Source organism: Flavobacterium rhamnosiphilum (assembly GCF_004349195.1).
GTDB classification, from domain to species: domain Bacteria; phylum Bacteroidota; class Bacteroidia; order Flavobacteriales; family Flavobacteriaceae; genus Flavobacterium; species Flavobacterium rhamnosiphilum.
Genome location: NZ_SMLG01000010.1, coordinates 107584 through 122537 on the forward strand (window position 1 = coordinate 107584; position 14954 = coordinate 122537).

A 14954-nucleotide genomic window follows, 5' to 3' on the forward strand; every position below is an offset into this window, starting at 1 on the left:
AGTTCCATAAATATACTCTTTATTGGCTAGATACATTTCAAAAAAAATCCATCAACAAAAGCTGATGGATTTTTATAAACTTAAAATTGCAATAATTTTAGAAACTAAGCATCTAAATCTACTGTAGTTTTAGCTGCAATTTCTTTGTAAGTTCCGTTTACTAATTTCTCACGAATAGCTTCAAAAGCCGTTAGTGTTTCGTCAATATCATCCAATGTATGAGGAGCAGTAGGAATAACACGCAATAAAATCATTCCTTTTGGAATAACTGGATAAATTACGATTGACAAGAAAATACCATAATTCTCTCTTAAGTCATTTACCATTACCATCGCTTCTGGTACGCTTCCTTCCAAATAAACTGGTGTAACGCAAGTATTGGTATCACCAATATTAAATCCTTTGCTTCTCAAACCATTTTGCAAAGCATTTACATTCTCCCAAAGTTTGTCTTTCAATCCTGGGTTATCACGCAACAATTGCAAACGTTTCAACGAACCAACTGTTTGAATCATCGGTAATGCTTTAGCAAACATTTGCGAACGTAAGTTGTATTTCAGGTAATCGATAATGTCTTTATCAGCCGCTACAAAAGCACCAATATTAGCCATCGATTTTGCAAAAGTAGAAAAATAAACATCAATTCCATCTTGGCAACCTTGCTCCTCACCTGCTCCAGCTCCTGTTTTACCAAGAGTACCAAAACCGTGAGCATCATCAACCAAAAGACGGAAATTGTATTTCTTTTTCATTTCTACAATCTCTTTCAACTTTCCTTGTTGACCGCGCATTCCAAAAACACCTTCAGTAATAAAAAGAATTCCTCCACCTGTTTCCGTAGCTATTTTGGTAGCACGCTGCAGATTTTTCTCCATACTTTCGATATCGTTGTGTTTGTAAGTAAAACGTTTTCCACTATGCAAACGAACTCCGTCAATAATACAAGCGTGCCCATCAACATCATATACAATCACATCATTTCTAGTCACCAAAGCATCAATTATAGAAACCATTCCTTGGTAACCAAAATTTAATAAATAAGCCGATTCTTTCATTACAAAAGCAGCTAGCTCATTCTCTAATTGTTCGTGATATTTAGTATGACCACTCATCATACGAGCACCCATTGGAGCAGCTGCACCAAATTCTAACGCTGCATCCGCATCTGCTTTACGCACTTCTGGATGGTTTGCAAGACCTAAATAGTCATTCAAACTCCAATTCAAAACCTCTTTTCCTTGAAATTTCATTCTTGGGCCTAAATCTCCTTCTAATTTTGGAAATACAAAATATCCTTCTGCTTGTGAAGCCCATTTACCTAACGGTCCTTTATTGTTTTGAATTCTTTCGAATAAATCTTTTACCATAATATATTGAAGTAATAATTTTAATTTTAAGAAGTTGCAAAAATAATTATTTAAATTTTATAATGGTATTGAAAGTAAATTTATTTTTCAGGAGCTATTTAGCTACGCTGAATCTTCGATGTCCTGCTCTCCACTGTATCTTTTGTGCCGTCAAAGAAGATTGCTTCGACCCTCGCAATTACGGCACAAAAGGATACCTCCCGATAGTCATCGGATCATCAGGGCTAATACCGAAAATTCGGGGCGATTCCAAATTATAAACTTTGTATATTTGGTACGTATTTTTAATATCAATACAACAATTCATTTTTTAAATTTTAAATATTATGCCATCTCATTACAATTATAAATTCGTTCTTGCCCTTGTTTTCACACTATTGCTAAACAAAAATTTGATTGCTCAACATACCATTAATACCCGCACTTTTTATAAGCATGAAAAATATTTAGCTTCCGATGAATTACAAGGTCGCTTTCCGGGAACAAAAGGCAATAATGATGCGGCGGCATATATAGCAAAGTATTTTAAAAAATATGGACTGCAAAAATTTGGTGGCAGTTATATGCAATCTTTTAAATTATTTGTAAAACCGGAAACAAACCATGCAAAATCAGATAGTGTAACCACTCAAAATGTGGTCGGATATATAGAAGGTTCAGATGAAACTTTAAAAAACGAATTCATTGTTATTGGTGCGCATTATGACCATTTGGGTTGGGGAGGAAAAGGAACGGGAAGCAAAAAGAAAGACACTATCGCTATTCACAATGGCGCTGACGACAATGCTTCGGGAGTTTCGGCTTTGTTGTCGATTTTAAAAGAAGTATCAAAAACGAATAAGCGACCGCTGAGAAGCATCATTTTTATAGGATTCAGTGGAGAAGAAGGAGGATTACTGGGTTCAAAATATTTTGCAAACCATCCTCCGGTTGCCAATACTGCCATCAAATTGATGATTAACATGGATATGGTAGGCCGATTGAACAAAGAAAAACATTTATCCATGGGAGGTGCCGGAACCTTTCCTGACGGAGTAGCATTAATGAAAAAATTAGGAGAAGGCAGCGGACTCAACCCTATTGTGATTGCTGGCGACGTTGGAGGATCTGATCATGTTTCTTTTTACAAAAAAAACATTTCAGTTCTTGGGTTTCACACCGGAGGACATCCTCAATACCATACCCCAGAAGATAATGCACATTTAATCAACCAAGAAGGCGCTGTTTTAGTTTGCAAGTATATTTATAATGCATTAGTAACAATAGCCAACTACAATCAACCTTTGTACTTTATTAAACAGGATTAAAAAAGATACTCTAGTCTGCAAAATGAAACTGTTGTACAAACTAATTTGGCTTAGCACCCACAACAGTGAGTCTAAATAAGGGTCAGATAAACTGGCTTCGGAACAATTTAGACAAATATTTGTATATTTGAAAAGCATTGTATAGACTAATGCCAATTAAAACAATAATATATGTCACAAGACACAAAAGAATTAAAACTGGCCGTTCTCATTGATGCTGACAACGTTCCTTATAGTAATGTAAAAGGAATGATGGAAGAAATTGCCAAATTCGGAACACCAACCACCAAACGTATTTATGCTGATTGGACTAAACCTAATGCTAACGGCTGGAAATCAGTTTTACTGGAACACGCTATTACTCCTATTCAACAATACAGTTACACAATAGGTAAAAACTCCTCAGATTCTGCTATGATAATCGATGCCATGGATTTATTATATTCAGACAAAGTGGATGGATTTTGTATCGTATCAAGTGACAGTGATTTTACACGTTTGGCCATCAGACTGAGAGAATCAGGAATGAAAGTCATTGGAATTGGAGAGAAAAAAACGCCCAACTCATTTATAGTTGCCTGCGATCGTTTTATCTATATCGAAGTATTAGACGGAGCCATAAAGAAAAAACAACCGAAACGTTCCTCAGACACTAAAAAACCAATTGGAAAACCCGTTGAAAAACCTATTGAAAAATCACTCAGTAAAATAGATTTACATACCATAGAACTTATTGAAACGACAATAGAAGATATTTGTGATGATGATGGCTGGGCATTTCTTGGTGATGTAGGAAACCTAATTGTAAAGAGAAAACCTGAATTCGACCCAAGAAACTATGGTTTTGCTAAATTAACCCCAATGCTAAAATCCCTAACCGATATTCTTGAAATTGACGAAAGAGATTCAGATAAAAAAGGCATCAAACACGTTTATGTTCGATTAAGATTTAGCTAATAGACCACTATTTCCATCAATGCCATAAAGACTCCTAATTTATCTGCTTCTAATCTAAATACTTTTTTTATTCTATAACACAAAAAAGGAGGACCCTTAGAGTCCTCCAGTTGTCGGTTCTGATTTACCATTATCAACTCATACAATTATATTAGTATAGCTGACTATTGAATTATCATATCTTATTGTAAGACTGATATACTCAAGTAATTAATCAAAACCACACTCAAAGATACAATTTACTCTCACCAAAACAATTAAAAATCAACCATTTAACGAATCATTAACGCACTGATTCATAACGTAGCAATTACATTCAAATAGTAATTTTGCACTTATAAAATTCATCCCTCTAATTCTAATTTTAAAAATTCTTTAAATTCCTTTTAAAATTAAAATTCTTTAAAATTGAACCATAAAAAAAGGAGGCCTTTTTAAAGGGCCTCCTATGTGATTCTGAATTACCTATACTAACTCTTACCGTTACTGATATAGTCTATTGTGATTTATCAATCTCATTATAAGATTGATATTCTCAAGTATTCAATCAGAATCACATATCAAAGATATTATTTTTTACCAAAAAACACAACTAAGAATCAGTACTTTAACCAATAATTAACGTGTGGATTTATAGCAGTAAAATTGCTTTTAAAAAAAGCAAAAAGGAAATTATTACTCTGGCATATAGCCACAAAAAAGGAGGCCTTTTAAAGGGCCTCCGAATGTAGATTTTGATTTACCATTTATCAAACATACCGTTCAGTATGAAATGACAATTTGAATACTCTTCTCTTTGCAGATGGTTTTTACTCAAGTGATTAATCAAAACCACACTCAAAGATACAACTTATGTTAGTTGAATTTAAAAAAAACAGCACTTTAACTCTAAATTAACGTGTTGATTTTTAATTAATTACAGTTGAATACATTCTTTGAATTCCAAACAATATAGAGATCGCTATGATTAACAGCTAGTTTGAACTGCTAATGACATCATCCCGATGAAATATCTAAAAAAATGTATCTTTGGAGAGTCAAATTAAAACTAAAATAATGCAACTTGTTTTCGCTTCCAATAACAAAAATAAAATACTGGAGATACAAAGTATACTTCCAGACACGATTGAAATTCTTAGTTTAGAAAGTATCGGTTGTCATGAAGACATTCCCGAAACCGCTGAAACAATTGAAGGCAATGCTGTTCTAAAAGCCAATTATGTTACACAAAAATATGGTTACAATTGCTTTGCCGATGATACTGGACTGGAAGTGGATTCCCTGAATGGCGAACCTGGCGTTTACTCTGCAAGATATGCAGGAGAGCAACGCAATTCTGATGACAATATGAATAAATTATTGGAGTGCTTATCCGGCAAAAGCAATAGAAAAGCACAATTCAAAACAGTGATTGCATTGAATTTAAACGGGAAACAGCATCTTTTTACAGGAATTGCCCGAGGCGAAATTACTTTAGAAAAAACAGGGAATCAAGGATTTGGCTACGATCCTATTTTCAAACCTGAAGAATACCAAGAAACTTTTGCCCAATTATCATTGGACATAAAAAACAAAATCAGCCACAGAGGAAAAGCTACACAACAACTAATTGATTTTTTGAAAGTAAATAAATAAACGCTCTGAAATACAACATTTTTATAACAAAGAAACAGATTTCAAGTCGTAATTTCACACTAAAATCCTAAATCAAAACCCATAATTTGCAAATAAAAAGTATAACTTTCTGATAATCAAATTATAATAAATCATTAAATCTTAAAATAGCATTAGTTTATATCGATTATTAACAGTAATTTTGCACCCTATTTTAAAAATACATATGAATAAATTTGAACAATTAGGATTGAGTGAATCGTTACTGAAGGCGATTTTAGATCTAGGATTTGAAAATCCGACCGAAGTACAGGAGAAAGCGATTCCCCTATTATTGGAAAAAGACACAGATATGGTTGCGTTGGCTCAGACAGGGACAGGGAAAACGGCAGCTTTTGGTTTTCCAGTTATTCAGAAAATTGATGCCAACAACAGAAACACACAAGCATTAATTTTATCTCCAACACGCGAACTTTGTTTGCAGATTACCAACGAAATTAAAAACTACTCTAAATACGAAAAAGGTATTAATGTGGTAGCAGTTTACGGTGGAGCTAGCATTACAGAACAAGCGAGAGACATAAAGAGAGGCGCACAAATTATTGTGGCAACTCCAGGAAGAATGCAAGACATGATTAATAGAGGATTGGTAAACATTTCTCAAATTAATTTTTGTATTCTTGACGAAGCTGACGAAATGTTGAACATGGGTTTCTACGAAGATATCGTAAACATCCTTTCTACTACGCCAGACGAAAAAAACACATGGTTATTCTCTGCAACAATGCCTGCTGAAGTAGCACGTATTGGAAAACAATTCATGAAAGACCCGATTGAAATTACAGTTGGTGCTAAAAACTCAGGTTCTGCTACAGTTTCTCACGAATTTTACCTTGTAAATGCACGTGACCGTTACGAAGCTTTGAAACGTTTAGCTGATGCTAATCCAGACATTTTCTCAGTAGTTTTCTGTCGTACCAAAAGAGATACACAAGCTGTTGCTGAAAAATTGGTTGAAGACGGATACAGTGCTGCTGCATTGCACGGAGATTTATCTCAAGCGCAACGTGATGGTGTAATGAAATCTTTTAGAGGAAGACAAATTCAAATGCTTGTAGCTACTGACGTTGCTGCACGTGGAATTGACGTTGATAACATTACTCACGTAGTGAATTATCAATTACCTGACGAAATCGAAACGTACAATCACCGTTCAGGTCGTACTGGTCGTGCTGGAAAATTAGGAACTTCTATCGTAATCGTTACTAAAAGTGAATTGCGTAAGATTTCTTCAATTGAAAGAATCATCAAACAAAAATTCGAAGAAAAAACGATTCCTTCTGGAATTGAAATCTGCGAAATCCAATTGTTACACTTAGCTAATAAAATTAAAGATGTAGAAGTTGATCACGAAATTGACAACTATCTTCCTGCAATTAACAGCGTTCTTGAAGATTTAACGAAAGAAGAATTAATCAAGAAAATGGTATCGGTTGAATTTAATCGTTTTATCAATTACTACAAGAAAACTAGAGATATTTCTAATCAAGCTTCAGGTTCTGAAAGACGTGATCGTGATGATAGAGATGGTGCTCCAAGAGAAAATAACAATGGTGGTGCAACAAGATATTTCGTGAACATAGGTTCTAGAGATAACTTTGATTGGATGTCATTGAAAGATTACTTGAAAGAAACATTAGACTTAGGTCGTGATGACGTTTTCAAAGTAGATGTAAAAGAAGGTTTCTCTTTCTTTAACACAGATCCTGAACATACTGATAAAGTAATGGAAGTATTGAACAACGTACAATTAGAAGGACGTAGAATCAATGTTGAAATTTCTAAAAATGACGGTGGCGGAAGACGTGACCATAATGGAAGAAGTTCAGGTGGAAGTTTTGGTGGTGGAAGAAGTGCTGCTCCAAGAAGAGAAGGAAGCTTTGCTCCAAGAAGAGAAGGTTCAGGCGGTGGATTTAGAAGCGACAGAAGTTCAGCTCCAAGAGAAGGTGGATTCGGACCAAGAAGCTCATCAGCTCCAAGAAGAGAAGGTGGTTTTTCATCTGACAGACCTAGAACTGAAGGTTCATCTGACAGAGCACCAAGACGTTCTGAAAGCTTTGGTGATGCACCAAGACCAAGAAGACCAAGAAGAGATTAACATTCATTGTTAATTTTCTTATAATTATATACTGGAACTACAAAATATTTAATCCTGTTTTATTACTTTTAAAGTCTTAAATCAGTTTATGAAATATTTTGTAGTTTTCTTTTTTTTAGTACTATCTGTAACTGCTTTTGCGCAAGTTAAAGAACCCTCCCAAAAAGTTAATGGTATCATTATCAGCAATACTACTAGACAGCCCTTATCTAGTGTAAATATCATTAATATCAATAAAGTTAGAGGTGCAACTACCGATTCAGGAGGATACTTCGAAATAGACGTACAGCTGAACGATACACTTCACATTACTAGTTTAGGATTTCAATCGCTTCGTGTTCGAGTGACCAATGACTGGATAAAAAACAAAAGTACCAAAATACAACTTACTGAAAAAGCCATTGCGCTTGAAGAAGTGGTAATCAGACCCTTTAATTTAACCGGATATCTTGAAGTAGACACTAAAATCATCCCGGTTAGAGAAAACTACAGGTATAGTATTTCCGGTTTAACGCAAGGATATGAGGCAGGCGAATATTCTCCAAATGCTTTTGGAAGAGTTCTCGGCTCTATATTCAATCCAGCGGACATGCTCTATAATTTCTTTGGTAACAACCCAAAAGAGCTCAAGAAACTGAAAGAAATGAAGAAAGATGATACGGTACGAAATCTTTTGGAATCTAAATTTGACAGAGAAACTATAGCTGTTCTTTTAGGTGTTGACAAAAATGAAATAGCCGAAATTCTGCAACGTTGTAACTACTCCGAATCGTTTATAAAAACAGCTAATGATTTACAAATCATGGATGCTATTAGTGGCTGTTACGAGGAATATAAGATTCTGAAGAAAAAATAAACGTAGTATTTCATTACACAAACAGCTAGTTATTTTGAAATAAAAAAATAATTTAATCCCCGATTCAGAAAAGTAATTGGGGATTTTTTATTTTAAAGCGCTTAAATTTGAGTTTTAATAATCTAAAAATAAAATCTATGTCTAGTATACCTTTTCAGACTATCAATTGGGATACAATAGAAAAAACAGAACATATCGGTACAACGGGAATAGCCTATTGGCAAACGATACAATTAGGCGGACTTAGAATTCGCAAAGTAACGTATTCCAAAGGTTACTTGGTAGATCATTGGTGTCAAAAAGGGCATATTGTTCATTGTCTTGAAGGGGATTTTATTAGTGAATTAGATTCGGGAGAGCATGTCCAACTTTCTAAAGGAATGACTTATGCGGTTTCAGATGATGTAAGTTCCCATCGCTCTATAACTGCTAATGGAGTTGAATTATTAATCATAGATGGGGATTTTTTGAAATAATATTTAAAACAAACCAAAATATTATATACATTTACTCAAATCATAAAATAAAAACACAATCTAAACACCTATATCATGGCAAAAAGTCAAGACGCTAAGAAAACACAAAAGAAAGAGCCACTAAAAACGGCTAAAGAAAAGAAAGAAGAAAAAAGAGACAAGAAAAATAGTCCTAAAAGAGACTAATTCTTTTTTATAAAAACAAACCCTCGTTTAGTGATAAACGAGGGTTTATTTTTTGAAAAAAAATTAATCATTTAAAACAATCATTAATTTAAAAACAAACGTATTATCTTCACCCTTTTTCTTTAAATTATCTTGTTCTAAATAGTCAACAGCAGCTATTAGATTCCCATTTCGATCCAAAATTATTCGAGAACCTATAAATTTACTATAACTATTATCTCTATATGGTTTTCCTTGTCCTACTTCTGATATAATTCCATTAACAATTTTAACTGACACTTTATCATAAGGATTATCATTTGAAGGTTTTAGAAATGATTTTTTTAATATTTTCACCACATAATGACCATCCTTTAATAGTGGGGGAGAAACATTTACTTCTTTTTTTTCTTTTACATTTTTACCCTGAGAAAAAACAATTACAGAAAACGACAAAAAAGCTAGTAATAAAATAATTTTTTTCATGAAAATTTAGTTTTAATTAATAATTTCAATTAAAACACAAAAATCATACCAATTAATTAACAAGAAAACCCTCGTTTATACTAAACGAGGGTTTTCTTGTTACTCTATATTTTAAATTATTTCACCGGAATATTGGCTAAAATTTCCAATACAAATTTCCAGAATTTTTGAGAAGAAGAAATACTTGCTCTTTCATCTGGAGAATGCGCACCGTGAATCGTTGGTCCAAAAGAAATCATATCCATATCCGGATAATTCGTTCCCAGAATTCCACATTCTAATCCTGCATGACACGCTACAACTTTTGGTTTTTCACCATTTTGTTTTTCGTAAATTGGAACTAAAACATCCAAAATCTCTGATTTAGAATTCGGTGTCCAACCCGGATACGCACCCGAAAATTCCACTTCACAACCCATTAATTCAAAAGCGGAACGCAAGGCATTAGCCAAATCAAATTTAGATGTTTCAACAGAAGAACGTGTTAAGCATTGTGCCGAAAGTTGCCCTTCCCCAACAATTACTTTTGCGATATTGTTCGATGTTTCCACCAAGTTATCAAAATCAGCACTCATTCTATAAACTCCATTATGAGCCGTATACATTGCTCTTACAAAGTAAAATTGAGCAATTGAAGGCATTACTTTAGCAGGAGTTGCATCCATTTTTTCAAAAACAACTTCTAAATTAGGTTCCGTTGTTTTTAACTCCGTTTTGATTTCGTTTACAATTTGCTGCATGTCAAAAACAAAAGCTTCATCATACACTTCAGCGATAATTACTTTTGCCTGACTTTCACGCGGAATCGCATTACGCAAACTTCCTCCTTTTATTTCGGAAATTTGCAAACCAAAATTATCAAAACCATCAAATAATAATCGGTTCATTATTTTATTGGCATTACCCAACCCTTTGTGAATATCCATTCCTGAATGCCCGCCTTTCAAGCCTTTTACAGTAATCGTATATCCTACAGAACCTTCCGGAGTTTCCTCTTCATCATACTCAGCAGTAGCCGTCACATCAATTCCTCCAGCACAACCAATATCTATTTCATCATCTTCCTCCGTATCTAAATTCAAAAGAATTTGACCTTGTAAAATACCTCCTTTTAAGTTCAACGCTCCTGTCATTCCCGTTTCCTCGTCAATCGTAAACAAAGCTTCTATAGCAGGATGTGGAATATCTGTACTTTCTAAAATTGCCATGATAGCTGCAACACCAAGACCGTTATCAGCACCAAGAGTTGTTCCTCGAGCACGAACCCAATCTCCATCCACATACATATCGATTCCTTGTGTATCAAAATCAAAAACGGTATCCGAATTTTTTTGATGCACCATATCCAAATGCCCTTGAAGCACGATTGCTTTTCGGTTTTCCATTCCAGCAGTAGCCGGCTTGCGGATAATTACGTTGCGAATTTCATCTTCAAAAGTTTCCAATCCAAGACTGTTTCCGAAATTTTTCATAAACTCAATCACACGCTCTTCTTTTTTAGAAGGACGAGGTACAGCGTTCAAATCGGCAAACTTATTCCAAAGCGCTTTTGGTTCCAGATTTCTTATTTCTTGACTCATTTATTTTTGTTTGAGGTTTAACATTTAGAAAGCCCAAAGTTACAAAGTTTAAATTCTTTATTGATACTAATTGATATTGTAATTATATTTACAGTATTAAAATTCATCCTGTGCGAACAAAATATTTTCTTTCTTTCTTTCTTTTTGTCCAAATACTAATTTTGCAGATTCTGCCATATTTTCCGCTACAAGTAGAACAATTTTACAGTAATGGTTTTTATCCGATACTTTCAAAATTTTCAAGATTAGCATTGGGCAGCATTCCATTTTCTTTGGGGGATTTAATTTATATTATCGTTATTGCTTTTGTTTTGAAATGGTTTTGGAACCAACGAAAATCTTGGAAATTAAAATGGAAAAATAATATATTATCTATTTTAAGTTTTGTTTCGGTATTCTATTTCTTGTTTCATTCTCTTTGGGCGTTTAATTATTACCGCCAACCGCTTTTTGAAAAAATGGAAATTAAAAAAGACTATTCAGATACTGATTTATTGGTTTTCACCAAAAAGTTAATCACTAAAACAAATTCAATCCAAAAGCAGATTACAAAAAATGATAGTTTGAAAGTAGTATTTCCTTACTCACAAAATCAGGTTTTTAAGATGAATTTGAATGGATACAAAAAACTAGCTGAAGAACATTCGTATTTCACTTATAACCACTTAAGCACCAAAAAATCACTTATCAGTTTGCCTTTGACCTACATGGGTTTTGGAGGTTATCTGAATCCGTTTACCAATGAAGCGCAGGTTAATTATCTGGGTCCAATGTACAGTTTTCCCATGACTACCAATCATGAAATGGCACATCAAATGGGTTTTGCCAGCGAAAGTGAATGCAACTTTATTGGATTTTTAGCATCCATAAAAAATGAAAATACATACATTCAATATTCAGGCTATAGTATGGCTTTACGTTATTGCTTAGGCAATTGGCAAGTTCGAGATGAAAAAATTTTTAAAGAACTCCTAAAAACAATTCATCCCGGAATTTTGAAAAACTACAAAGAAAGTGAGCGTTTTTGGAAACAATATGAAACTCCTCTTGAAACCGCTTTTCATGCTTTTTACGATAGATTTCTTAAAATAAACCAGCAAAAAGACGGCATGGAAGGATATAGTAAATTTGTGAATTTAATGGTGAATTATTACAAGAAAAAAGGGTTATGAGTTTTGAATTATGAGTTAGTCCAGAAAACTAATAACTCATAATTTTTTAAACTTCATCGCTTGTAAATGTCGTGAAACTTTTCTTTTTATAGGGTCTGATAATCAAACGCCCTTCACGATCAAAACGAATGTAATTGTACACCCAATTTAAAAAAACTACGGCTTTATTTTTGAATCCAATAAGTGAAAATAAGTGCACAAACATCCATACAAACCATGCAAAAACGCCGTTGAAATGGTATTTAGGCAAATCGACAACCGCTTTATTTCTTCCTATGGTTGCCATGGAACCTTTATCATTGTATTCAAAAGCTTCCATAGGTTGGTTTTGAATTAATTTTACTAAGTTTTCACCCAATAATTCCCCTTGCTGCATTGCGGGTTGCGCCATCATGGGATGCCCTTGCGGATAAGTTTCGGATTCCATGGAGGCAATATCACCCACTGCAAAAATATTGTCATAACCAATCACTTGATTGTATTCATTTACCCGAATGCGTTCTACTTTTTCAACCAAAGATTTACCGTCCAATCCAGCAACAAGAGCACCTTGAACTCCTGCTGTCCAAATTACGGTGGCGGTTTCAAAAGTCAAATCGGAATTTGTGGTTATGGTGCGTCCATCGTAATTAGTCACTCGGACGTTTTTCCAGATTTTCACACCCAGACTGGTTAGAAATTTTTCGGCGGCTTGAGAGGATTCTTCGCTCATCGTGTTCAGGATCCTATCCCCACTTTGAATCAGATTGATTTCCATTTTGGTAATATCAAGATCAGGATAATCTTTTTGCAGAATGGCTTTTTTCATTTCGGCCAAAGCACCGGAAAGTTCTACTCCTGTTGGTCCGCCACCAACGAGTACAAAATTAATGAGACTATTTTGTTCGGCTACATCAGTTGTTAAAACTGCTTGTTCAAAATTCTCTAAAATCAGACTTCGGATGTTGAGTGATTGCGGTATGGTTTTCATGGCCATACTGTTACGCTCGATTTCTTTGTTTCCAAAATAATTGGTTTTGGAACCGGTGGCAATAACCAGATAATCATACTTTAATTCACCAATTTCGGCGATTATCTTTTTATTTTTAGTGTCGATTTCTTGTACATTGGTGAGTCGAAAGTAAACGTCATCGTATTCCTGAATTACTTTTCGGATGGGATATGCTATAGAGCCGGCTTCAAGACCGCCAGTGGCAACTTGATATAATAAAGGTTGGAAAGTATGGTAATTGTGTTTGTCTAAAAGAACAACCTGAACTTTTTTGTTTTTTAGTTTTTTGGCTAATGCGATTCCTGCGAAACCTCCACCTATGATTACTATTCTGGGTAAAGTTGAATTTGGGATATTCATGTTTAAAAAAGTTCTGAATTGTTGATACTCAAAGATACAATGTTTTTTAATGTTGAATTTCATCAAATAGTATCGAAATTTTTGCTTTTTGGAAAAGGTCTTCAAAAAACTAAACGTGTCAATTAGCCCCGATGGTAATGGAAATCCTTTCTAGTCCTGAACTTGTTTCAGGATCCTGAAAACAAGTTCAGGACTAGAAAGATTGTAATGTACAGCGGGACGAGTATTAATTATGAAATGAATACTGTTGTGCTACTAAAAAAAATGTGCTACTTTGTAACAAAATCTACTTTTGAATTACTAACGTATATATGAGTGATAATTTAGAACATTCTTTTGTAAAGCAGTTGCAGGAAAATCAGAATATAATCCACAAGATTTGTAGGTTGTATACTAATGGCGATGATGCACATAAGGATTTGTTTCAGGAAATTACGATTCAGTTATGGAAAGCTTTTCCAAAATTTAGGGGCGACAGTAAATTTTCTACCTGGGCCTATCGAGTCGCGCTGAATACGGCGATTACTTTGTACCGAAAAACAAAACGATCCATAAACACTATTGAATTTGAAGGACGACAACATTTCCTGAATGATGTGGAATATGATTATGAGGAGGAAGAACAATTAAAGCTAATGTATAAAGCGGTTTATCAGCTGAATGACATTGAGAAAGCATTGATATTCATGTATCTGGAAGACAAAGATTATCAGGAAATATCGGAAACATTGGGAATTAGCGAGGTAAATGCAAGGGTGAAAATGAATAGAATAAAAGGGAAATTAAAAAAAATATTAAATCCATTAGGCGTATGAAAGAGTTGGATTTATTAAAAAAAGACTGGCAGAAGAATACTAATTCTTTTGAGCAGGTATCGGAAATCGAGATTTATAAAATGATCCATAAAAAATCATCTTCGATTGTGAAGTGGATTTTTATAATTAGTATTTTAGAGGTTTTGTTATGGACATCCCTTAATGTTTGTTTTAGTAGTGATGATTATTTAAAGAAAATGAATCATGAAGAAATCATTCTTTATCTTGATATTTTTAACTATTTCAGTTATGGAGTAATGTTAGTTTTTATTTATTTTTTCTATAAAAACTACGTCACTATTTCGGCTACCGTTTCTACAAAACAGTTAATGAAAGACATTTTAAAAACTCGCAAAACAGTACAATATTATGTTTGGTATAATCTCGGAATGATTGTTCTGAGTTCAATCATCGCCTTCTATATAACTTTTGCATATAATCCGGAAATGAATGTTTTGAAGAATCAAATTACCACTAATGGGAAAGCAATGGCAATAACAATAGGATTCTTAATACTTACAACTTTAGTATTCTTTGGTGCTTTTTGGTTGTTTTACCGAGTAGTGTATGGTATACTGCTTCGAAGATTGTATGCAAATTATAAAGAATTGAAAAAGATAGATTTATAAAAAAAAGAGGCAATTGCCTCT

13 protein-coding genes are annotated in these 14954 nt (G+C 33.9%); 9 read left to right on the forward strand and 4 right to left on the reverse strand.

Annotated features, from left to right (window positions below; all coding sequences use genetic code 11):
* Positions 1-104: 104 nt before the first annotated feature.
* Entirely contained in the window at positions 105-1367 is a 1263-nt protein-coding gene (locus tag E0I26_RS12980; protein ID WP_131916893.1) for an aminotransferase class I/II-fold pyridoxal phosphate-dependent enzyme, read from the reverse strand.
* Positions 1368-1693: 326 nt separating this feature from the next.
* Here E0I26_RS12980 and E0I26_RS12985 point away from each other — a divergent pair, with 326 nt between their 5' ends.
* The 6 genes from E0I26_RS12985 to E0I26_RS13010 all read left to right on the forward strand — a co-directional run bounded on the left by E0I26_RS12985 (position 1694) and on the right by E0I26_RS13010 (position 8735).
* Positions 1694-2674: a M20/M25/M40 family metallo-hydrolase gene (locus E0I26_RS12985; RefSeq protein ID WP_131916894.1), complete on the forward strand. Its 981-nt coding sequence runs from the start codon at positions 1694-1696 to the stop codon at positions 2672-2674.
* Between the two features lie 171 nt (positions 2675-2845).
* Positions 2846-3631, forward strand: coding sequence for an NYN domain-containing protein (locus tag E0I26_RS12990; protein ID WP_131916895.1), 786 nt, complete (start codon positions 2846-2848; stop codon positions 3629-3631).
* Positions 3632-4687: 1056 nt separating this feature from the next.
* Entirely contained in the window at positions 4688-5266 is a 579-nt protein-coding gene (locus E0I26_RS12995) for a non-canonical purine NTP diphosphatase (protein ID WP_131916896.1), read from the forward strand.
* 205 nt (positions 5267-5471) lie between these two features.
* A complete protein-coding gene (locus E0I26_RS13000) occupies positions 5472-7403 on the forward strand; it encodes a DEAD/DEAH box helicase (RefSeq protein WP_131916897.1) in 1932 nt (643 codons plus the stop codon).
* 88 nt (positions 7404-7491) lie between these two features.
* A complete protein-coding gene (locus tag E0I26_RS13005; RefSeq protein ID WP_131916898.1) occupies positions 7492-8259 on the forward strand; it encodes a carboxypeptidase-like regulatory domain-containing protein in 768 nt (255 codons plus the stop codon).
* A 137-nt stretch (positions 8260-8396) separates the two neighbouring features.
* The gene (locus E0I26_RS13010; RefSeq protein WP_131916899.1) at positions 8397-8735 is read left to right on the forward strand and encodes a DHCW motif cupin fold protein; all 339 of its coding nucleotides are present in this window, start codon (positions 8397-8399) and stop codon (positions 8733-8735) included.
* Between the two features lie 249 nt (positions 8736-8984).
* Here the strand turns inward: E0I26_RS13010 and E0I26_RS13020 are convergent, their stop codons facing one another.
* The gene (locus tag E0I26_RS13020) at positions 8985-9386 is read right to left on the reverse strand and encodes a hypothetical protein (RefSeq protein WP_131916901.1); all 402 of its coding nucleotides are present in this window, start codon (positions 9384-9386) and stop codon (positions 8985-8987) included.
* 116 nt (positions 9387-9502) lie between these two features.
* Positions 9503-10966, reverse strand: a complete 1464-nt coding sequence (locus E0I26_RS13025; RefSeq protein ID WP_131916902.1) for an aminoacyl-histidine dipeptidase — start codon at positions 10964-10966, stop codon at positions 9503-9505.
* Between the two features lie 110 nt (positions 10967-11076).
* Between E0I26_RS13025 and E0I26_RS13030 the strand changes: the two genes are divergently transcribed.
* Positions 11077-12138, forward strand: a complete 1062-nt coding sequence (locus E0I26_RS13030; RefSeq protein WP_131916903.1) for a DUF3810 domain-containing protein — start codon at positions 11077-11079, stop codon at positions 12136-12138.
* 46 nt (positions 12139-12184) lie between these two features.
* On the opposite strand, the gene E0I26_RS13035 is transcribed toward E0I26_RS13030, so the two are convergent.
* Complete coding sequence (locus tag E0I26_RS13035; RefSeq protein ID WP_131916904.1) at positions 12185-13489, reverse strand: NAD(P)/FAD-dependent oxidoreductase; 1305 nt, start codon at positions 13487-13489, stop codon at positions 12185-12187.
* 311 nt (positions 13490-13800) lie between these two features.
* On the opposite strand from E0I26_RS13035, the gene E0I26_RS13040 reads away from it, so the two are divergent.
* Entirely contained in the window at positions 13801-14304 is a 504-nt protein-coding gene (locus E0I26_RS13040; protein ID WP_099714727.1) for an RNA polymerase sigma factor, read from the forward strand.
* A complete protein-coding gene (locus E0I26_RS13045; protein ID WP_131916905.1) occupies positions 14301-14933 on the forward strand; it encodes a hypothetical protein in 633 nt (210 codons plus the stop codon). Before E0I26_RS13040 ends, E0I26_RS13045 begins: the two co-directional genes overlap by 4 nt.
* Positions 14934-14954 lie beyond the last annotated feature (21 nt).

Excerpts from the sequence above, each read along its gene's own strand:
- E0I26_RS12980 (WP_131916893.1), bottom strand. The coding sequence starts at position 1,367 with ATGGTAAAAGATTTATTCGAAAGAATTCAAAACAATAAAGGACCGTTA.
- E0I26_RS12985 (WP_131916894.1), top strand. The coding sequence starts at position 1,694 with ATGCCATCTCATTACAATTATAAATTCGTTCTTGCCCTTGTTTTCACA.
- E0I26_RS12990 (WP_131916895.1), top strand. The coding sequence starts at position 2,846 with ATGTCACAAGACACAAAAGAATTAAAACTGGCCGTTCTCATTGATGCT.
- E0I26_RS12995 (WP_131916896.1), top strand. The coding sequence starts at position 4,688 with ATGCAACTTGTTTTCGCTTCCAATAACAAAAATAAAATACTGGAGATA.
- E0I26_RS13000 (WP_131916897.1), top strand. The coding sequence starts at position 5,472 with ATGAATAAATTTGAACAATTAGGATTGAGTGAATCGTTACTGAAGGCG.
- E0I26_RS13005 (WP_131916898.1), top strand. The coding sequence starts at position 7,492 with ATGAAATATTTTGTAGTTTTCTTTTTTTTAGTACTATCTGTAACTGCT.
- E0I26_RS13010 (WP_131916899.1), top strand. The coding sequence starts at position 8,397 with ATGTCTAGTATACCTTTTCAGACTATCAATTGGGATACAATAGAAAAA.
- E0I26_RS13020 (WP_131916901.1), bottom strand. The coding sequence starts at position 9,386 with ATGAAAAAAATTATTTTATTACTAGCTTTTTTGTCGTTTTCTGTAATT.
- E0I26_RS13025 (WP_131916902.1), bottom strand. The coding sequence starts at position 10,966 with ATGAGTCAAGAAATAAGAAATCTGGAACCAAAAGCGCTTTGGAATAAG.
- E0I26_RS13035 (WP_131916904.1), bottom strand. The coding sequence starts at position 13,489 with ATGAATATCCCAAATTCAACTTTACCCAGAATAGTAATCATAGGTGGA.
- E0I26_RS13040 (WP_099714727.1), top strand. The coding sequence starts at position 13,801 with ATGAGTGATAATTTAGAACATTCTTTTGTAAAGCAGTTGCAGGAAAAT.
- E0I26_RS13045 (WP_131916905.1), top strand. The coding sequence starts at position 14,301 with ATGAAAGAGTTGGATTTATTAAAAAAAGACTGGCAGAAGAATACTAAT.